Origin of the sequence: Streptomyces sp. DI166, assembly GCF_900091315.1 — a bacterium.
GTDB lineage: Bacteria > Actinomycetota > Actinomycetes > Streptomycetales > Streptomycetaceae > Streptomyces > Streptomyces fuscus.
Genome location: NZ_FLSP01000127.1, coordinates 1 through 19,051 on the forward strand (window position 1 = coordinate 1; position 19,051 = coordinate 19,051).

Sequence of the window (19,051 nt, forward strand, 5' to 3'; positions counted from 1 at the left end):
GCCCACCGTGCTGCGGAGCCCTGCCCGGCGGGGCGCTCCAGCCGGGCCCAGCAAGGCGGTTGCCCACCGTGCGCGCCCCGGTCAGGGCACCGTGCGGGAGACGACGTAGACCATGGGGAACGTCGGGTTGCCCGTGTTGACCACTATGTCCTGGGTGGGTGCCGGGTTCTTCTGGGCGCGGACGACGCCGAAGTTGTCGCCCGGCCGGGCGCCCTCGCCATGGAACTTCCAGCCGGTGATCCGCTGGTCGCGGGTGCTGATGGTGATGTCGCCGAGCTTCAGGTCGTCCCGGTTCAGGCCCAGTTCGGCGAGGAAGGCGTCCAGGCCCGCGTGGGTGGTCTGGAACTGGACGTACAGGCGGCTGGTGCGCCAGTTGTTGGTCTCGTAGTGCGCGACCTGGTTCGCCGGGTGCGGTACCGGCACCTGGTACAGGCGGCGCTGCAGCTTGGACGGCCAGCCCTCGGTGAGCCCCTTCGTGGCGTACTTGGCCTCCTTGTCCTTGCCGCTGTCGCGGCTCTGGTTGGCGGAGATCACCAGGTAGCCGGCGGGGACGCCGATGAGCAGCACGATGATGAGCAGGGTCAGGGCACGGCGGCGGATCATGTGCCGCCGGTCCTCGGCGGGCCGGGCGGGCACCTCGTCCACCGGTTCGGCCTGACGGGGCAGATCAGGGCTCACGCCGACCCCTGGGAGGCACGACGTGCGGCGACGTACTTCTCGTAGCGCTCGTGGCGCTCCACCCGGCGCCGGTTGGCGCGCCGGAAGCGGCGGGCGACGAGCCGGGCGAGGTCGGCGGCGCCGACCATGCCGGCCTCGGGGCCGAGCTGGGCGCGCGCGATACGGGCCTCGGGGCGGTAGCCGCGCCCGGTGAGGTGGCGCTTGAAGGCGTCCCGCGCGGGGCCGATCAGCAGGTCGTCGGCGGCCGAGACGCCACCGCCGATGACGAAGCAGGACGGGTCGAGGGCGGCGGCGAGGTTGGCGATGCCGACGCCGAGCCACTGGCCGATGTCCTGGAGGAGCTCCACGCACATCGCGTCGCCGTCGCGGGCCAGCTCGGTGATCATCGGGCCGGTGATGTCCGCGATGTTGCCCTTGACGTGCTCGATGATCCCGTACGCCACCGGGGAGTCGGCCGCGGCCAGTTCCCGGGCCTCGCGCACCAGGGCGTTGCCGGAGCTGTACTGCTCCCAGCAGCCTCGGTTGCCGCACGGGCAGCGGTGCCCGCCGGGGACGACCTGCATATGGCCGAACTCGCCGGCGACGCCGTACTTGCCGCGCTTGACCTGGCCGTCCTCCAGGATCGCGCCGCCGATGCCGGTGCCCAGCGTGATCATGACCAGGTGGTCCTCGCCGCGGCCCGCGCCGAACCGCCACTCCGCCCAGGCGGCGGTGTTGGCGTCGTTGTCGACGAGGACGGGCACCGCGAGCCGTCCGGCGAGGCGGTCCCTCAGGGGTTCGTTGCGCCACGACAGGTGCGGGGCGAACAGGATTCGGTTGCGGTCGGCGTCGACCCAGCCGGCCGCGCCGATGCCGACGGCGTGCACGTCGTGCCGGTCGGACAGGTCCAGCACCAGTTCGACGATGGTGTCCTCGACGACCTTGGGGCTCTTGGACTTGTCCGGGGTCTCGGCGCGGACCTTCTCCAGGATGTTGCCGTCGGCGTCGACGACACCGGCCATCACCTTGGTGCCGCCGATGTCGATGCCCACGGTGGGCACGCGGGGCGCCGTCAGATGGGAGCGGCGCTCCCGGGTGCCGACGGTGCGCAGCGCCGGCGCGCGGCGGGAGCCGATGGGGGCGGTGAAGGTGCCGTAGGTGCTCATCGGGGTTGATTGTGCCTCACCGACGACAGGGGTGCCGTACGGGGAAAGGGCACGGTGCCTTTCCCCGTACGGCGTTCACCGGCTAGGCGCGCTCCAGCTCGTGGCGGAGATCGTCGAGCTCGTTGCCGCCCGCCATCTGGCGTGTCAGCTCGTCGAGCGTGATCTCGTCCCGCGCGTGGTTGCCCACCATGGTGCCCCGCTTCAGGAGTACGAAGCGGTCGCCCACGAGGTACGCGTGGTGCGGGTTGTGTGTGATGAACACAACCCCGAGGCCCTCGTCGCGGGCCCGCGCCACCAGCCTGAGGACCTCGCCGGACTGCTTCACGCCGAGCGCCGCGGTCGGTTCGTCGAGGACCAGGACGCGGGCGCCGAAGTGCACCGCCCGCGCGATGGCCACGCACTGGCGTTCGCCGCCGGAGAGGGTGCCGATGGGCTGGTCGACGTCCCGGAGGTCGATGCCCATGGCGCGCAGCTTCTCCCAGGTGGTGCGGCGCATGTGGGCGACGTCCAGGCGCCGGAAGGGGCCCTTGCCCTTGCGGGGCTCGGAGCCGAGGAAGAAGTTCCGCCAGACCGGCATGAGCGGGACGACGGCCAGGTCCTGGTAGACCGTGGCGATCCCGCGGTCCAGCGCCTCGCGCGGGGAGGCGAGCCGGGTCTCCTCACCGTCCACGCGCAGGACGCCGCCGTCGTGCGGGTGCAGCCCGGAGATGATCTTGATCAGGGTGGACTTGCCGGCGCCGTTGTCGCCGAGGACGCAGGTGACCTCCCCCGCTCCGACCGTGAGGGAGACGCCTTCGAGGGCGCGGACGTTGCCGTAGTGCTTGCTGACCTCGGCCAGCTCGACGAGGCTCACTTGACCGCCTCCGCCCGCTTGCGGACCCAGGTGTTGAGCAGGGTCGCGAGAAGGAGCATTCCGCCGAGGAAGAACTTGAACCAGTCCGGGTTCCACTCGGCGAAGACGATGCCCTTGCTGGTCATGCCGAAGATCAGGGCGCCGACCGCGGAGCCCGCCGCGCTGCCGTAGCCGCCGGTGATCAGACAGCCGCCGATGACGGCCGCGATGATGTAGATCAGCTCGTTGCCGACGCCCTCGCCGGACTGGACGACGTCGTACGAGAAGAGCAGGTGCTGGCCGAGGATCCAGGCTCCGAACGCGACGCCCATGTAGAGCCCGATCTTCGTTTTGGCGACCGGCACGCCCACCGCGCGGGCGGCGTCCTGGTTGCCGCCGACGGCGTAGATCCAGTTCCCGGCGCGGGTGCGCAGCAGGATCCAGGAGGCGACGGCGACCAGGGCCAGCCACCACAGGATGGTGATCTTGAAGTCGACGCCGCCCACGGTGAGGGTGGAGGCGAACACGGCGTGACCGCTGGGGAAGCCCTCCATGTCGGCGATCGACTTGGTGGAGACGGTGCCGGCGATCAGCTTGGTGAACCCGAGGTTCATGCCAGTCAGCATCAGGAACGTGCCGAGCGTGACGATGAAGCTCGGCAGCTTGGTGCGGGTGAGCATGATGCCGTTGAAGGCGCCGACGGCCAGGGTGACCAGCAGGGACACCCCGACGCCGACCCAGGTGTTGGCGGTCATCTGGTAGCTGAACATCGACGACACCAGGGCCGAGGACGTCACCAGGACGCCCGCGGAGAGGTCGAACTCGCCGCCGATCATCAGCAGGGCGACCGGCACCGCCATGATCCCGATGGTGGAGGCGGCGTACAGGACCGTGCTGAGGCTGGCGGCGCGCAGGAAGCCGTCGGCGGCCAGGGCGAAGAAGACGAACACGGCGAGCGCGCCGACGACCGAGCCCAGCTCGGGGCGGGTGAGCAGCCGGCGGAGCGGCGAGGTCTCGACGAGCCGCTCGTCCAGGGCGGCGGTGGCGGCGCTCATCGGGTGCCCCGCTGCGTGTACTGCTCCAGCGCGGCGGCGCGGTCCTCGGTGACGATCTGCGGGCCGGTCAGGACCGGCTTGCCGCCGCCGAGGACGTCGTCGTTGTACTTGTACAGCCACAGCAGGTCCACGGCCTGGTAGCCCTGGAGGTAGGGCTGCTGGTCCACGGCGAAGCCCAGGGTGCCGTCCTTGAGGGAGGCGGCGACCTTGGCGTTGAGGTCGAAGGTGTCGATCTCGGCCTTGCTGCCCGCGCCCCGCTTGGCCTTGACGGCGGTGTCGGCGTAGGGCGCGCCGAGGGTGACGACGGCGTCCACGGACTTGTCGGCCTGGAGCTTGGCCTCGATGGCGGACTGCACGTCCGGCATGCTCGTGCCGGTGACGTAGAGGTTCTGGACGGTGCCGTCGAAGGTCTTCCTGATCCCGTCGCAGCGCTGCTCGTGGCCGACGTTGCCCTGCTCGTGCAGGACGCAGACGGCCTTCTTGCGGCCGCGGGCGTTCAGTTCCTCGCCGACGGCCTCACCGGCGACGGTCTCGTCCTGGCCTATGTGCGTGAGCGCGCCGAACTCCTTGGACTGGGCGGAGCCGGAGTTCACGGTGATCACGGGTATGCCGGCCTTGCGGGCGCGGGCGAGGGAGGCCTTCAGGGCGTCGGGCTTGGCGAGGGAGACGATGATCCCGTCGACCTGCTTGTCGATCGCCGCGTCGACGAGCTGGGCCTGCTGCTGGGCCTCGTCGTCGTGGGAGTACAGGAAGTTGATGTTGTCCTTCACGGCGGCCTGCTTCGCGCCGTTCTGGACGATGTCCCAGAAGGTGTCTCCGTCGCCCGAGTGGGTGATCATCGCGAAGGTCCAGCGGGGTGTGTCCACCGCCGCCCTCCCCTGGGCCGCCGCGGCCTTCCGGGCGTCCTCGGCGCGTTTGCCGCCGGTGTCGCTGCAGCCAGCCAGTGACACGGTCAGTGCCCCCGCCAGCGCGATTCCTGCCCAGGTCCTCAACCGTGCCACGAGGCCGTGCCCTTCTTGCTGTGCTCTTTGCGTACGCAAGGGGCTGATGACCACACCAGCCCCAAACGCCCCAGTATCAAGCACAGGGATCACGGACCTCGCGGCCGGGGAACGCCGACGGGTCGCATTGTTCGGACATTACGACTTGTCCGGACTTTATGAGGAGAGGGGCTACGGCCGTACGAGGAGCCGACTACGGCCGTACGAGGAGCTGAAACTCGAAGGAGTAGCGGCTGGGCCGGTAGATGTGGTCGCCGTACTCGACGGCGCGGCCGGTGTCGTCGAAGGTGGTGCGCTGCATGGTGAGCAGCGGGGCGCCCTCGGGCTCGGTCAGCCGCTCGGCCTCGGCGGCGGTGGCGGCGCGGGCACCGATGGACTGGCGGGCACTGTGCAGGGTGATCCCCGCGGCGCGCATCAGCCGGTACAGGCCGGTGGCCTCCAGCTGGGCGGTGTCCAGGTCGAGGAGCCCGCCGGGCAGGTGGTTGGTCAGGTACGCCATCGGCTCGCCGTGCGCCAGGCGCAGCCGCTCCACCCGGTGCACCTCGCTGCCCTCGGGGACCCCGAGCGCGGCGGCGATCTCGGCGGAGGCCTGGACGACGGTGTTGACCAGCACCTGGGTGGCCGGGCGCTGACCGGCGGCCTCCAGGTCGTCATAGAGGCTGCTGAGCTCAAGGGGGCGCTTGACCTGGCTGTGCACCACCTGGGTGCCGACGCCGCGGCGGCGCACCAGCAGGCCCTTGTCGACCAGGGACTGGATGGCCTGGCGGACGGTGGGGCGCGACAGGCCGAGTCGCGCGGCGAGCTCGATCTCGTTGCCCAGCAGGCTGCCGGGGGTGAGGGCGCCGTGCTCGATCGCGGCCTCCAGCTGCTGGGACAGCTGGAAGTACAACGGCACCGGGCTGCTCCGGTCCACGGTCAGGTCGAGCGACACGGTCGGGTCCACTTCTGGTTTCGGCACGGGGCGAGCGTAGCTCCGTGGCCGGTTGACGGGAAGTTGTGTAGTTCGATTGTCCGGACATACGCATTGACAGGGTGGCGGATGCGCCGCACCTTTTTCCCATGCGCATCGGAGTCATCGGTACGGGCAGGATCGGCACGATTCACGCGAACACCCTGAGCCGTCATCGTGAGGTCGGTTCGCTGATCCTCACGGACACGGACCCCGGACGGGCCGCGGAACTCGCCCTGCGTCTCGGCGAGACGGCGGCGCCGGGAGTGGACGAGATCTTCAAGTGGGGCGTGGACGCGGTGGTGATCACCACCAACACCTCGGCGCACGCCGAGCTGATCGGACGGGCGGCGCGCTCGGGGCTTCCGGTGTTCTGCGAGAAGCCCATCGCGCTGGACCTGCCGGGCACGCTGCACGCGATCGGCGAGGTGGAGACCGCGGGAACGGTCCTCCAGATGGGCTTCCAGCGCCGCTTCGACACCGGTTATGTCGGGGCGCGGGAGGCCGTGCGCGCGGGGCGCCTGGGGCGGCTGCACACCGTGCGGGCGCTCACCTGCGACCAGGCGCCGCCGCCCGCGGAGTACCTGCCGGTGTCCGGCGGGCTGTACCGGGACACGCTGATCCACGACTTCGACGCCGTGCGCTGGGTGACCGGGCGCGAGGTGGTCGAGGTCTACGCGGCCGGGACCGACGCGGGCGGCGCGATGTTCCGTGCCGTGGGTGACGTGGACACGGCGGCGGTCGTACTGACCTTGGACGACGGCACCCTCGCCACGGCGACGGCGACCCGGCTGAACGGCGCCGGGTACGACGTCCGCATGGAGCTGGCCGGGGAGCGGGACACGATCGTCGTCGGCCTCGACGACCGCACCCCGATCGCCTCCACCGAACCGACCGGTCCCCCGGCCGCCGACAAGCCCTGGCCGGGCTTCCTGGAGCGCTTCGGCCCCGCGTACGAGGCCGAGCTGGCGGCCTTCGTCGAGGTCATCCACGGCGAGCGCGCCAACCCCTGTGACGGCCGTGAGGCGCTCCAGGCCCTGCGCATCGCCGAGGCCTGCGAACTGTCGAGGGCCGAGCACAGACCGGTACGGCTGGCGGAGATCGCGGGAGGCCGGGAGGCCGTGGGCGTCTGAACCGGGGCACGACGGCGGCGCCGGGTACCGCAGGGCCCCCCGGCGTCTGCCCGGCACCGGTCCGTACCGCAGCGACACCCGGCGTCTGCCCGGCACCGGTCCGTACCGCAGCGACACCCGGCGTCTGCCCGGCACCGGTCCGTACCGCAGCGACACCCGGCGTCTGCCCGGCACCGGTCCGTACCGCAGCGACACCCGGCGTCTGCCCGGCACCGGTCCGTACCGCAGGGACCCCCGGCGTCTGCCCGGCATCTGTCCCGCCACCTACCAGCGCACCGGCAGGCTCCGCATGCCCCGCATCAGCATCCCCGGCAGCCAGTCGCCGGGCGGGCCGTCGAGGGCCAGGCCGGGGGCGCGCTCCAGGAGGGTCCGTATCGCCGTGCGGGCCTCCAGGCGGGCCAGGGGCGCGCCCAGGCAGTAGTGGATGCCGTGACCGAAGGCGACGTGGCCGCGGGTGTCTCGGTGGATGTCGAAGCGGTCGGGGGCGGCGCTGTGCTCCGCGTCGCGGTTGGCCGCGGTCAGGCAGACCATGACCGAGTCGCCCTGCGCGATCGCGGCCCCGCCGATCTCCAGGGGCTCGGCGGCGAACCGGAAGGTGGCGTTGTGCACCGGCCCCTCGTAGCGCAGCATCTCCTCCACCGCGCCGTCGATCAGACTCATGTCGGCCCGCAGCGCGGCGAGTTGGTCGGGATGGGTGAGCAGCGCGTGCACGCCGCTGGTGATGAGGTTGACCGTGGTCTCATGGCCCGCGATGAGCAGGATGAAGGCCATACCGCGCAGTTCTTCCGGGGAGAGCCGGTCGCCGTCCTCCGCGGTGGTCCGGATCAGCTCGCTGAGCAGGTCGCCGGTCGGCCCCGCGGCCCGCTTGTCCTCGATCAACTCGGTGAAGTACGCGGCCAGGCCCACGAAGGCGTCGTACTCACTGCCCGAACTGCTCGGCGCCACCGCCTCGGTGGACATCTTGCGGAACTCGGCGCGGTCCAGCTCCGGCACACCGAGCAGTTCGCAGATGACGGTCAGCGGCAGCGGGTGCGCGAAGGACTCCACCAGCTCCGCGCGGCCGTACGGCAGCATCGCGTCGAGGAGGTCGTCGGTGATGCGCTGCACGCGCGGGCGCAGTTCCTCCACGCGGCGCGCGGTGAACGCGCGGGAGATCAGCCCGCGCAGCCGGGTGTGCTGCGGCGGGTCGCTGACCAGCAGGTTCTTCCCGATCATCTCCTCGTCGAGGGAGGAAAGACCGATCTTGGAGGCGTCCTTGGCGAGCCGGTGGTCGGCCAGCGCCGCGCGGGCCTCCCGGTACCCGACGACCAGCCAGGTCTCCGACTCCCACCCGGGCGGCCGTACCCAGTGGACGGGCCCCTTGGCCCGCAGCCGCTCGTACACCGGATGCGGATCGTTGTGGAAGTCCTCCCCGAACTCCCCCAGATCAATGACTTCCCGCATGCCCCGCTCCCCCCTCGGCACCGCTCCCCGACACCCGGACAACGCCTGGGCGCCGTCGCTAGTGCCCGTCCGCGCCAGGTTCTTCCAGTAGCCCGGCGTCGTGGGCCAGGAGGGCGATCTGGACGCGGTTGTTGAGGTCGAGCTTGGTCAGGATGCGGGAGACGTGGGTCTTCACCGTCGCGACGCTCATGTACAGCTCGCTTGCGATCTCCGCGTTGGACAGACCCCGCCCGACCGCCACGGCCACCTCACGCTCGCGGTCGTTCAGCGCGGCGGCACGCTCACGCGCGCGTGCCCGCCGGGTGTCGGCCGCGCCGCCCGCCGCGTGCTCCATCAACTGCCGGGTCACGGTGGGCGACAGCACGGGATCGCCCGCCGCCACCCGCCGTACCGCCGCCACGATCTCGGCGGGCGGGGTGTCCTTCAGGACGAACCCCGCGGCGCCCGCGCGCAGGGCGCGCAGCACCTGCTCGTCGGCGTGGAAGGTGGTCAGCACGACCACCTGCGGGGCGTCGGGCCGTCCGCGCAGCCGCTCGGTGGCGGTGAGTCCGTCCACCGAGGGCATGCGGATGTCCATCAGGACGACGTCCGGACGGAAGCGCTCGACAAGTTCCTCCACCTCGGCGCCGTCCGCGGCCTCCCCGACGATCTCGATGTCGTCCGCGCCGCCCATCATCAGGGACAGACCGGCCCGGACCAGCGGGTCGTCGTCGACGAGGAGAAGTCTGATCGCAGTCATGGGCCTCACGTAATCACGGTTGACAGGGCGTCAGGCGCGCAGGGCGACGCCGTAGCGGGTACGCAGCCGGTGCAACTCCCAGCGGACCACCGCGGTCACCGAGGCGGGCCCCGCGACGACGGCGAGGATCTGCACCAGGGGCGGCCCCGGCGGCAGCCCGCCCGCGGCCAGGCTGATCACCGAGAACTCCCACACCAGTACGGCGGTGAGCAGCGCGGGCAGTGCCGCGTGCACGCCCGCGGTGTTGAACCCGGTCCGCACGGCCGGTCCGGTGGCGAACCCCACGAAGAACAGCAGCCAGAAGAACGGCAGGATGCAGAGCAACTGCATCCAGGGGAAGCCGGACGCGGGCGCCACCCGGCTTTCCACGAAGACGCTCCCGACCAGGAACAGCGGTACACCGGTGACGGCACCGACGTACAGCAGCGCCGACCGCCCGGCCGCGCGCAGCCGGGGCCGCATCCGCGCCTTCGCCTCGGGCGAGGCCATGCGGAACAGGAACGCGGTCACCAGCGGCGCGCTCAGGAGCAGCAGCGGCGGGGTGACGGCCAGCCGCATCATGTACTGCTCCTGCGCCTGGCTCACGTCCTCCGGCGTGCCGTACATGACCAGCAGCAGGACGGACATGGCGACCGCCGTCCAGGCCCGCACGCGCTGCACGCGCACGATGTCCGGGTCCTCGATGCGCCGGTGGCCGCGCGGCGGGAAGAACCGGTGCGCCTGGGCGCGGGCGGAGCGGGCGAAGACGTAGGCCGCCATCAGCGGCAGGGTCACGAACCAGGTGCAGGGCAGCGCGATCACCGCCCAGGTGCAGCCGTGGATCCGGGGCTGCCCGCCCCGCAACAGCACGCGCAGGGGCGGCCATTCGGCTTCCCTCAGCCGTCCGAGCGCGCCGAACAGGGTCGTGGGCGCGGGTTGCGGCGGCGGGTACGGAGGGCCGTAGGGGTGGGGCTGCGGCGGATACCCGGGCCCGTACGGGTTCGGCTGGGGCGGGATGTACGGCGGGGGCGGATACGGCCCGCCGTGGGGCGGGTGCGGGGGCGGGGGCGGTGGGTACGGCCCGCCGTTCGGCGGTGGCGGCGGGTACGGGTTGTAGGGTCCCCCGAAGCTCACTGAGCCGGTGTCCTTCCGATGCCTGCGCGAATGGAACGATCAAAGGTCTTCCATTCGTCCTCGCAAGTCAACCGCGTTCCCGCCGGGCGCAGTTGTCACCCCCAGGGCAGCCATGCCCGTACCTCGAATCCGCCGTCGGGTGTGGGGCCGTGCTCCAGGCGGCCACCGGTCAGGGTCGCGCGCTCGGTGAGTCCGATCAGTCCCTGGCCGGAGCCGGGGACGGGGGCCGCGTCGTGCTCCGGCGCCGGGTTGCGGACGCGGATGTCCAGGCCGTCGCCGAAGGCGCCGGTGACCGTGACGGTGACCTCGGCGCCGGGTGCGTGTTTGCGGGCGTTGGTCAGGCCCTCCTGGGCGATGCGGTAGGCGGTGCGGCCGACGGAGGCCGGGACGGCGGCGGGGTCGGTGACGCGGTTGGCGAGGGTGACCTTCATCCCGGCCTCCCGGGACTCGGCGACCAGTGACTCCAGTCCGCCCAGGGTGGGCTGGGGCCGGCTGCTGTCGTCGCGCTCCCCCGCGCGCAGTACGCCGATGATCTCCCGCAGGTCCTGGAGGGCCTCGTGGGCGCTCTCCCGGATCACACCGGCGGCCCGGGCGATCTCCTCCTGAGGCGCGTCCGGCCGGAACTCCAGCGCGCCCGCGTGCACGCTGAGCAGGGTCAGCCGGTGGGCGAGGACGTCGTGCATCTCCCGCGCGATGGCCTCGCGGGCCAGCCGCTGCGCCTGCTCGGCGCGCAACTGGGCCTCGGTCTCGGCGCGCCGTGCCCGGTCGCGCAGGCTGAGCATCAGCTGCCGCTTGGACCGGACGAACATGCCCCAGCCGACGACGGCGGCGTTCAGCATCAGGGCGAGGAAGAGCACCCACGGGTAGGGCACATCGGGGTCGGGGCGCAGCCAGTAGAAGACCGCGGCCAGGGGCAGCGCGGCGCCGCTCACCCAGGCCACGTACCGGAAGGGCCGGTGCACGGCGAGGGTGAAGGTCGCGACCAGTCCGGCGCCGCTCGCGGTCACGGACACGAAGTTGACCAGGAGCATGGCCACGGCGAACCCCAGCGGCCAGCGCCGCCGCAGCCAGACCGCCGCGCAGGCCAGCGCGCCGAGGAGTTGGTCGACGGCGGCCCAGGCGCCGGGGATGTTCTCCTGGTCGATCGTGTCGGCGGACAGCAGGCCGACGCAGACGGCCGCCAGGAAGCAGCTGAAGTCGACGAGCCAGTCCCGCGCGGTACGCCGGTGCCGCCGCCCGGGGCCTGCCCCGTCGGGGTCGAGCTCCTTGACCACGGCCGAGGGCAGCAGCCAGCGCTGCGCCGGGAAGGGCTGCGGTTCGGGGCTCGGGGTTTCACCACTCACGGTCGTCAAATCTACGCAGCCCGGCGCCGCGGCACCGCAGCCGCGACGGCATCGTCGACCAAAGTCGCGGCACCGCATACTTTCGGCGCGGCGGGCGGCCGGAACATGGACTTCGGTCGGTGGCAGCTCGCCCCGCGGCCGATGTGCGCGCCCGGTCCGCGGGGCGAGGCTCGTGCCATGAAGCCGCTACTGGAGTTCCTCGGTGTCGTCGCCCTGTTCCAGGGGCTGGCCGGCCTGCTGCACGAGTTCGTCGACTGGAAGCTGGGCCTGGTGCACAGGCTCGGCTTCCTGGACGGCTACGAGATGTACGCGAGCATCACCCTGCTCGTCCTGGCGGGCGCCCTGTTCGCGGCGGCCGAGAGCCGGAGGCGGGGCACTTGAGCGGGCACTCCAATCGAAAACCAGAACGAATGAACTAATTCCATCGAACAAACACGGAAACAGGGATTCCGAATTACGCCCCCGTGCGGACTGGCATTCGAACGCCGGGCGAATTCCCACCCCATTTCTCTTCGATCAACAGTCGCACTCTTCGAATTGGGTCAAACCCTTACCGCCCGTCATCGCCCGGTGCTACAACTACTGCACGGTCTCGCGGGTTGTCAGGGGGGTGGGCCGATGATGACGGGCGCCTCCTGCCCTTCGTCGACACGGCAGAAAAGAACGCCGCGAGGCTCCGTACGCCGCACCGCATTTCGACCGGACGACCCGCTGGGCGCGGCGATATTGATGTGCGCCCTCTTACTCGCACTGCTGCCCCTGACTTTTCCCCCGCCTGCCCACGCCGACGGAGATCAGCGGGCCCTGAGCCCGGAACCGGTCGACTTCGTCGTGCTGGTGGACGAGTCCGGGAGCCTGTCCAAGGCCGATGTCGCCGCGGAGCGGGCGGCCGCCGCGGTGCTCGCGCTCGGCGAGGTGTCCGAGAGATCCCGCGTCGCCGTGGTCGGCTTCGGCAGCGCGACCGGATCGGGCCCGGGGCCCGTCGAGACCGTGTGCCCGCCGACCCGCGCGGACGCGGCCGGCCGGGAGCGGCTCAGCTCCTGCGTCTCCCGGCTGCACCGGCGCACCGACGCCGAGGGCAACGGCACCGACTTCCCGGCGGCCCTGACCCAGGCACTCTCCCTGCTCTCCGACAGCGAGGAGAGCACCCCCAAGATCGTCTTCCTGCTGACCGACGGACGGCTCGACGTCAGTGACAGCCCCGCGTACGGCGACGATCCCGCCTCGCGCAACGCCAACGCCGAGAAGGCGCTCGCGAAGAAGGTCGCGCAGGCGCGGGCGGAGAAGGTACAGATCTGGCCCCTCGGCTTCGGCTCGTCCATCGACAAGAAGCAGCTCGACGCGCTGGCGGAGGGCGGCTACCAGAGCCGCTGCGCCGATCTGCCCTCCGCCCGCCCCGGCGCGCGTGTCACCAAGGGCTCCGACGACGTGGCCGAGGTCCTGCTCACCGCCTTCGCGGGCGCCCGCTGCGCGCGCACGACCTCCGGTGACGCGAAGTCGGTAACGTCCAGCGCCGATCTCGAAGTGACGATCCCGCCCGTGGCGACGGACGGGACCATCGACGTGATCAAGGAGAACGCGGACGACGTCGCGGTGACGTACTACGACCCGCGCGGCCACAAGGTGCCGCTGAACGGCAAGGCCGACGGCTCGGAGTTCGAACTGGTCGGGCAGTCCGGCCCGGTGGAGGCACTGCGCATCCGCAACCCCTACCCCGGCACCTGGCGGGTCCATGTGGAGGTGCTCGACGGGGCACCGGCGCAGCGGATCACCGCCACCGCGATCTGGCAGGGCGTCCTGCGCTCCTACATCGTGGTCGACCCACCCGCCCCGAGAGCCGGGCAGCAGGTCACCGCCCATGTCACCCTGCAGACCCGGCAGGGCGTCGTACTCACCGAGCCCGCCCAGCTCGCCGGGATCAAGGTGTCGGTGAAGCTGACGGGCGACGGCTTCCCGGCCCGCACCGTGCGCCTGGCCGACGACGGCAAGGGAGCCGATCCGCGCGCCCACGACGGGGAGTTCTCCGCCCGCGTCACGGTGCCGCGCACCGCCGACGGCGCTCTGTCCTTCACCGGGGTGATGGTCGGCGAGGGCATCGCGGGCGACGAGAGCCCGTTCCCCACGGCGGTGGCCGCCGCCGAGCCACTGCTGAGCGGCGCCATCGTGCTGGAGGACCACGAGGTCCACCCCGGTGACACCGCGCGCGGCAGCATCGAAGTGCGCAACGACGACGACACCGCGCACCGGTTGAGTCTGGCGCTGGTCGGCGGCCCGAAGAGCGGCGCGCCCGCGGTGAGCCCGAGGAAGATCACCGTGGCCGCCGGGAAGACCGTGCGCGTGCCGCTGAGCCTCGCCTTCGCGCCGGACGCGGAACACGGCGCGGTGCCCGGCAGGCTGACGTTGCGGGACGAGACCTCCGGCCAGGTCGTCACGGCAACCTTCGTCAGGCTCAAGGTCGTTCCGGTCCCCGGCTTCCTCGACCGGTACGGCAAGCAGGTGGGCGCCGGGGCCGCGCTGGTGCTGGCGCTGGCGGTGCTGCTGGGACTGCGCTGGCAGGACCGCCGACGGGTCCGCGACACCTCGGACATCCAACTCATCCTCTACCGCGGCGACATGGAGCTCAGCCGCCTGCGGGCACCCACGCACGCCGGTTCCGAGTTCGGCTTCTCGCTGCGTGCCGCCACCGGCGGCAGCCAGCGGCTCCTGCTGGACGACTCGCCGGGCCGGCACCGGGTGCGCCGGGCCGGCGACGGCGGCCTCGTCGTCCGGCTGCCGAGCGGCAAACGGATCGTGGTCGCCCGCAACCATCGCTCCGCCCTCTCCGACGGCCTGTCCCTGGGGTTCGCCGACCACCGCCCCACCAGCCGCTCGACGCGTCCGGCCGGTACCCGCCGAGGAGCTGGAGGCAGCGAGCGGACCGCGCCGAAGGAGCAGCCGAGGGGGCGGAACCGGCACAGTCGCGGCCGGGGCGGATCGGCCGCCGAGAACGCCACGATGACCGCCCGGCGGCCCTATGACGACGACTTCTGACGCCGGCGCCGTCCGCGGACCCCGCGGACCGGCCGCCGGTGAGCCGCGCGCGTACACCCTGTCCCCACGAGGTGAATCCCTGTGAAGATCTATCAGCCGATGCTCTTCGTCGGCCTCGGGGGCACGGGTTGCCTCATCGGCGCGGAACTGGAGAACAGACTGCGCGAAGCGCTGTGCGGCCCCGACGGCACCAGCCTGTTCCCCGTGCTCCGGGGTCGCCAACTGCTGCCCTACCAACTGCCGGACTGTCTGCAGTTCGTGTACGCCGACCTCAACGAGGCCGAACTCAACCGGCTGCCGCACATGCGCGCCGAGGGCCCGCTGAAGGCCGCGTACAGCCGGACCTCGCACGCCACGTTCGGGCTGCTGCCGCGGTTCGACTCCTATCCGGAGGTGTCCCGCAGCCTGCGGACCAACCTGCCCGGACCGCTCTGCTCCTGGCTGCCGCCCCGCTCCGGCGAGCCGCGCATCGCCCCGCTCATCCGGGGCGCCGGCCAGCTGCCCACGGTCGGCCGGGCGGCCCTGTTCGAGACCTTCCGCAGCGGTCTCGGCCCCGCCATGGGGCCGCTGCGCGAGGCGATCTCGATGATCAGCAAGTCGGGCGGTGACCTGACCTCGCTGGGCGGCACACTGGCCGACAGCTGCGATGTGTTCGTGGCCTTCTCGGTGGCCGGCGGCACGGGCTCGGGCCTCTTCTACGACTACCTCCACCTGATCGGACAGGCCTTCGAGGAGGCGCACTACCGGGTCAAGATCTATCCGCTGGTGCTGATGCCGTCCGCGTTCGACGACGGCCGCGGCGGCGGCCGGGCCGCACGGCTCAACGCCGGCCGGGCGCTGGTGGACCTGTTCCGTCTGGTCGACGACCAGAACGCGCCCGACGCCGAGGACAACCTGGACGACGTGGGCACCCAGGGCCAGTTGCGGCTGGAGTACCCGGGCGGTCTCGCGGTACGGCTGCGCCCCTCGACCGCGCAGACCGCGTTCCTGTTCAGCCGTACCTCCGGCATCGAGCGCGAGGACCTGCACCGCAGTGTGGTCTCGCTGGTGATGTCGCTGCTCGGCACCGAACTCGGCGACGACGACGGCCGCACCCACGACAGCGACCATCTGTACCAGTCCTTCGCCGACTCCTTCATCAACACCAACGTCGAGCGGGCGGCCGTGGCGCCGACCGGCATCGGGCACCGAGGGGTGTCGACCAGCCTGGTCGCCTCCATGACCGTGCCGGTCGACGAGCTGGCGGAACTGCTCGCCTCACGCCTGCAGGCCACCGCGCTGCGCCAGCAGGACGCGGCGCCGCGCCCTCCGGACGGCTCCGGACGGGAACTCGTCCGTGAGTTCTTCACGGCCTCGAACATCGACCCGCTGTGGAGCCGGACCGGTCTGCCCATCAACGAACCCCGTCCGGTGACCGGAGCCCGGGCCATCCTCGACGCGCTCGCCACCCGGCAGACCGCCATGGAGGACGCGCTCGGCGACCTGGACCGGCAACTGCGCCAGCGGGTGGCCGAGTTGGCGGCGGCCTTCGACCCGGTGCGCGGGGTGCGGCAGTTGCTGGGCCGGTGCGACGTGACCGAACTGCACCGGGTGGTGCTGGGGGATCCCGGTGCCAAGGACCGCCTGGACCGGGTCGGGTTCGCCGGACTGCTGGAGAACCGGCGCCGGGAGCCCGAGCGCCCGCCCGGACTGACCACCGGTCCCCCGCAGCCCCGCGGGATCCGGGACCGCATGGGCGGACTGGTCAAGGCCAAGTGGACGGACCCCGAGGTCACCGCCGTGCTCCAGGAGCAGGACACGTGGTACCAGTGGGAGTCCCGGCGCACCTGGCACCGCCACTGGGCCGACCACGCGCCGCGCTGGGACCGCACACTGGCAGGCGTCAAGTCCGAACTGAACGCGCTCCTCGCCGCCTTCCGCGAGCAGGCGGACGAGGAACACGCCTCCTTCAGCTCCCGCACCCGGCACCTGTACAGGCCCCGCACAGGGGTGTCGTACCTGCTGCCCGCGCAGGCGGATCTGACCTCGTTCTACGAGGCGGTCGTACGCCGTCTGCTGCTGGCCGAGGGACTGCGCGAGTCGGACGACGAACGGGCCCTGCTAGGCCGTCTGGTCAGCTCCGAGCAGTGGCGGGCCGCCTTCGGCGAGGCCCGGTCCGACCCGCGCCGCGCGGTCCATGTGATCAAGGACCAGCTCCAGCACCGCATCAAGCGGCTGTTCGTGGAGCCCGGCGACCGGGAGGAGCGCCCACTGCTGCCCCGCCTCGGCACCCTGCTGTCCGAGGCGGCCACGGGCGGGGGCGGACAGGTCGGCGACGACGCGCTGGAACAGTGCCGGCACAAGCTGGCCTCCTTGTTGCCGGTCGGCTTCTCACCGGAGGGCAGCGGCCGGCTGAAGGTGCTCATCGTGTACCCGGCGACCTCCTCCGACTCGACCGTGCGCAGGTTCCTGGAGCGCGAGATGCGGCTGCCGCGCGACAGCGAACGCCAGATCGAGTTCCGGCCGGTGTCCACGGAGTCCATCACGGTGGTGCTCTTCCGCAGCTCCATGAGCCTCACGGAAGTGCCCGAGGTGCGCGAGACCCTCACCCTGTGGGCCGAGGCGCTCGCCGCCGAGCAGCCGGGCGACCATCTCAGATGGCGTCAACGGCTGGGCTACGGATACGACTTCCTCATGGGCACGGCCGCGGACCGGCGGCACATCCTGCACCGGCTGCTGTGCGCCATGTGGAACAACCAGGTGCAGGTCTTCGGCGACATCACCAGTCCGCGCCAGATCCGCATCGGCCTGCAGGACCGGGACTCCGCCGCGATGGTCTGCCCGCTGGACGCGCCCGGCGGCGGGCTGTCCAGCTGGGGCAACCTGCTGCGCGCGTACGAGGCCTGGACGCTCGCCGAGGACAGCGGCGGGATCCGCAACGCGTTCTGCGAGCAGCTGATGACCACGACCCCCCTGGGGCTTGAGGTGTCGCCGATCCCCCCGCACGGCCTGTTCCACACGCTGGTCCACGACGTGGCGCCGCAGCAGAGCAGGCTGATGGAGGTGCTGGCCCGCCAGGAGGACGGGCAACGGCCGGCCGGGTTCGCCGACCTGGCCGCCTTCTGGAACGAGATACTGCCGGGCGCCCTCGACCTGCCCTTCCCCCGGGCGCACCGGATGTCCGGCTGGACCCTGCGCAAACTCCACCAGTCCTTCCAGCCCGCGTCGGGCTCCTACCAGCCCCCGGTGCACGACCGGCGCTTCGGCGCCGACCTGACCAAGGACCCGCGGGGAGAGTGACCATGAACGGCTCCACCGACGACCGGCTCGTCGTCTGTATCAACCTGCGCGACGACCGGACGGACGTGACGGACCCGCGGGCCCTGGAAGCACTCTTCCGCCACGCGATGCGCGAGGCGCACGTACGGTCCGCGGACGTCTCGCGCGTCCTCGTCATCGACTCGGTCGACACGCTGCCCGCGCACCACGCCGCGTACGAACGGCTGTGCTCCAACCCCCTGGTGGGCAACCTGCTGTGCCTGGCGGTGGGAGAGCTGCCGGGGCCTGACGAGCGGGTGCTGAGCGTGCCCGCGCAGTTGCGTCCCCCCGTCGCCGCCACGCTGTGGATCGGCGATGTACGGGGCATCGGCTGGCGGCCGGGCCAGGCGGGCTCGCTGTCGCTGACCGACACGGATATCGCCGCGGACGACCTCGCCGGGCTGGAACCCCTCATCGAACTGCTGCGCGTGGCCGAGGTGTTCGACGAGGCGATGGCCACGCTGAGCGACCTGCCGGGCGCCGTCGCCAGCCCGGCCCTCCGACTGCTTGTGCACGAGGTGCCCGAACAGGACCTGATACGCGCCCAGTTGCACGCCCTGGACGCCTGTGTCTCGCCGCCGGACGAGCTGCGCTCCGGGCCCGCTCCCGGCGGAGCCCTGGACGTCCTCACCGGCGATGTCCAACCCGAGGACCTGTCGGTGGAGGAGTGCCTGCCGGAGGGCAGCGTGCTGCGCCAGGCCCACTGGCGCACGGCCGAAGCGCTCGGCCGGCTCAACGACCGGCTGGACGTGCTGGCGGGCTGGCGGGGGCTGCTGAGGGCGGGCGATCCGGCGGACGACGTGGTGCAGTCGGCGCGGGAGGCCGGGTACGCCCTGGCCGACTACCGGGACGCCATCGAGCAGACCTTCGAGTGGGCCGACGGGCGGGCGGGGCTCGACGCGGACGGCCGTGACCATCTCGCGCAGATGGGCGTCCAGCTCCCCCTGGTGCCCGGCACCCGCCCGGAGGAGGTCGGCGAGGAACTGCGCCGCCAGGTGGTGCAGCGGCTGCGCAGACGCCGCCCGCTGCCCGAGATCGTCTCCTGGCTGCGGGACTTCGCCGGGCGGGCGGTGCCCACCGGCAGCGCGGCACAGCTGGACCGGCTGCACCGCATCTGCCCCGACGAACTGCTCGACAGCCTGAGCGAACCGCCGCCACCGGCGATCGGCACCGACCCGGTGCCGCCCGCCCTGTGGGCGGCCACGGCGGCCCTGCTCGCCGGGCTGAGCCCCCTGGGCGTGTGGGGTGTCCTCGTCGTCCTGGTGCTGCTCGGGCTGGGCGCGGTCCGCACCG

Annotated in this window: 15 protein-coding genes; 5 read left to right on the top strand and 10 right to left on the bottom strand. The window is 72.0% G+C overall.

Annotated elements, in window-relative coordinates; all coding sequences use genetic code 11:
• Window positions 1–81: 81 nt before the first annotated feature.
• From GA0115233_RS36150 to GA0115233_RS36175, 6 genes are all read right to left on the bottom strand, one after another.
• On the bottom strand, window positions 82–678 hold the full coding sequence (locus tag GA0115233_RS36150) for a sugar kinase (RefSeq protein ID WP_093724572.1): 597 nt from the start codon (window positions 676–678) through the stop codon (window positions 82–84).
• On the bottom strand, window positions 675–1,823 hold the full coding sequence (locus GA0115233_RS36155; protein ID WP_093724573.1) for an ROK family glucokinase: 1,149 nt from the start codon (window positions 1,821–1,823) through the stop codon (window positions 675–677). The genes GA0115233_RS36150 and GA0115233_RS36155 overlap by 4 nt, the downstream gene beginning before the upstream one ends.
• An 82-nt stretch (window positions 1,824–1,905) precedes the next feature.
• Window positions 1,906–2,676 carry an ATP-binding cassette domain-containing protein gene (locus GA0115233_RS36160; RefSeq protein ID WP_093724574.1) on the bottom strand — a complete coding sequence of 257 codons (771 nt, stop codon included), beginning with the start codon at window positions 2,674–2,676 and terminating at the stop codon, window positions 1,906–1,908.
• A complete protein-coding gene (locus GA0115233_RS36165; protein WP_093724575.1) occupies window positions 2,673–3,710 on the bottom strand; it encodes an ABC transporter permease in 1,038 nt (345 codons plus the stop codon). The genes GA0115233_RS36160 and GA0115233_RS36165 overlap by 4 nt, the downstream gene beginning before the upstream one ends.
• The gene (locus GA0115233_RS36170) at window positions 3,707–4,711 is read right to left on the bottom strand and encodes a sugar ABC transporter substrate-binding protein (protein WP_093724576.1); all 1,005 of its coding nucleotides are present in this window, start codon (window positions 4,709–4,711) and stop codon (window positions 3,707–3,709) included. The genes GA0115233_RS36165 and GA0115233_RS36170 overlap by 4 nt, the downstream gene beginning before the upstream one ends.
• 193 nt (window positions 4,712–4,904) lie before the next feature.
• Window positions 4,905–5,642: a GntR family transcriptional regulator gene (locus GA0115233_RS36175; protein WP_093724584.1), complete on the bottom strand. Its 738-nt coding sequence runs from the start codon at window positions 5,640–5,642 to the stop codon at window positions 4,905–4,907.
• A 128-nt stretch (window positions 5,643–5,770) separates the two neighbouring features.
• On the opposite strand from GA0115233_RS36175, the gene GA0115233_RS36180 reads away from it, so the two are divergent.
• Window positions 5,771–6,793, top strand: coding sequence for a Gfo/Idh/MocA family oxidoreductase (locus GA0115233_RS36180; RefSeq protein ID WP_093724577.1), 1,023 nt, complete (start codon window positions 5,771–5,773; stop codon window positions 6,791–6,793).
• Between the two features lie 264 nt (window positions 6,794–7,057).
• Here the strand turns inward: GA0115233_RS36180 and GA0115233_RS36185 are convergent, their stop codons facing one another.
• The 4 genes from GA0115233_RS36185 to GA0115233_RS36200 form a co-directional block, all read right to left on the bottom strand.
• Complete coding sequence (locus GA0115233_RS36185) at window positions 7,058–8,236, bottom strand: cytochrome P450 family protein (protein WP_093724578.1); 1,179 nt, start codon at window positions 8,234–8,236, stop codon at window positions 7,058–7,060.
• A 58-nt stretch (window positions 8,237–8,294) separates the two neighbouring features.
• Window positions 8,295–8,975, bottom strand: a complete 681-nt coding sequence (locus tag GA0115233_RS36190) for a response regulator transcription factor (RefSeq protein ID WP_093724579.1) — start codon at window positions 8,973–8,975, stop codon at window positions 8,295–8,297.
• A gap of 30 nt (window positions 8,976–9,005) precedes the next feature.
• On the bottom strand, window positions 9,006–10,088 hold the full coding sequence (locus tag GA0115233_RS36195) for a hypothetical protein (protein WP_176712060.1): 1,083 nt from the start codon (window positions 10,086–10,088) through the stop codon (window positions 9,006–9,008).
• Window positions 10,089–10,183: 95 nt separating this feature from the next.
• Window positions 10,184–11,431 carry a sensor histidine kinase gene (locus GA0115233_RS36200; protein ID WP_255310466.1) on the bottom strand — a complete coding sequence of 416 codons (1,248 nt, stop codon included), beginning with the start codon at window positions 11,429–11,431 and terminating at the stop codon, window positions 10,184–10,186.
• Window positions 11,432–11,608: 177 nt separating this feature from the next.
• On the opposite strand from GA0115233_RS36200, the gene GA0115233_RS36205 reads away from it, so the two are divergent.
• The 4 genes from GA0115233_RS36205 to GA0115233_RS36220 form a co-directional block, all read left to right on the top strand.
• Window positions 11,609–11,812, top strand: coding sequence for a hypothetical protein (locus GA0115233_RS36205; RefSeq protein WP_093724581.1), 204 nt, complete (start codon window positions 11,609–11,611; stop codon window positions 11,810–11,812).
• 348 nt (window positions 11,813–12,160) lie between these two features.
• Window positions 12,161–14,461 (top strand): vWA domain-containing protein, encoded by a 2,301-nt coding sequence (locus tag GA0115233_RS36210; RefSeq protein ID WP_176712061.1) that lies wholly within the window; start codon window positions 12,161–12,163, stop codon window positions 14,459–14,461.
• Window positions 14,462–14,542: 81 nt separating this feature from the next.
• A complete protein-coding gene (locus GA0115233_RS36215; protein WP_093724583.1) occupies window positions 14,543–17,740 on the top strand; it encodes a tubulin-like doman-containing protein in 3,198 nt (1,065 codons plus the stop codon).
• A 2-nt stretch (window positions 17,741–17,742) separates the two neighbouring features.
• Window positions 17,743–19,051 (top strand): hypothetical protein (locus tag GA0115233_RS36220; RefSeq protein ID WP_141689621.1); only part of this gene is annotated, 1,309 nt, incomplete at its 3' end.

Excerpts from the sequence above, each read along its gene's own strand:
- GA0115233_RS36165 (WP_093724575.1), bottom strand. The coding sequence starts at position 3,710 with ATGAGCGCCGCCACCGCCGCCCTGGACGAGCGGCTCGTCGAGACCTCG.
- GA0115233_RS36190 (WP_093724579.1), bottom strand. The coding sequence starts at position 8,975 with ATGACTGCGATCAGACTTCTCCTCGTCGACGACGACCCGCTGGTCCGG.
- GA0115233_RS36205 (WP_093724581.1), top strand. The coding sequence starts at position 11,609 with ATGAAGCCGCTACTGGAGTTCCTCGGTGTCGTCGCCCTGTTCCAGGGG.
- GA0115233_RS36180 (WP_093724577.1), top strand. The coding sequence starts at position 5,771 with ATGCGCATCGGAGTCATCGGTACGGGCAGGATCGGCACGATTCACGCG.
- GA0115233_RS36210 (WP_176712061.1), top strand. The coding sequence starts at position 12,161 with ATGTGCGCCCTCTTACTCGCACTGCTGCCCCTGACTTTTCCCCCGCCT.
- GA0115233_RS36155 (WP_093724573.1), bottom strand. The coding sequence starts at position 1,823 with ATGAGCACCTACGGCACCTTCACCGCCCCCATCGGCTCCCGCCGCGCG.
- GA0115233_RS36185 (WP_093724578.1), bottom strand. The coding sequence starts at position 8,236 with ATGCGGGAAGTCATTGATCTGGGGGAGTTCGGGGAGGACTTCCACAAC.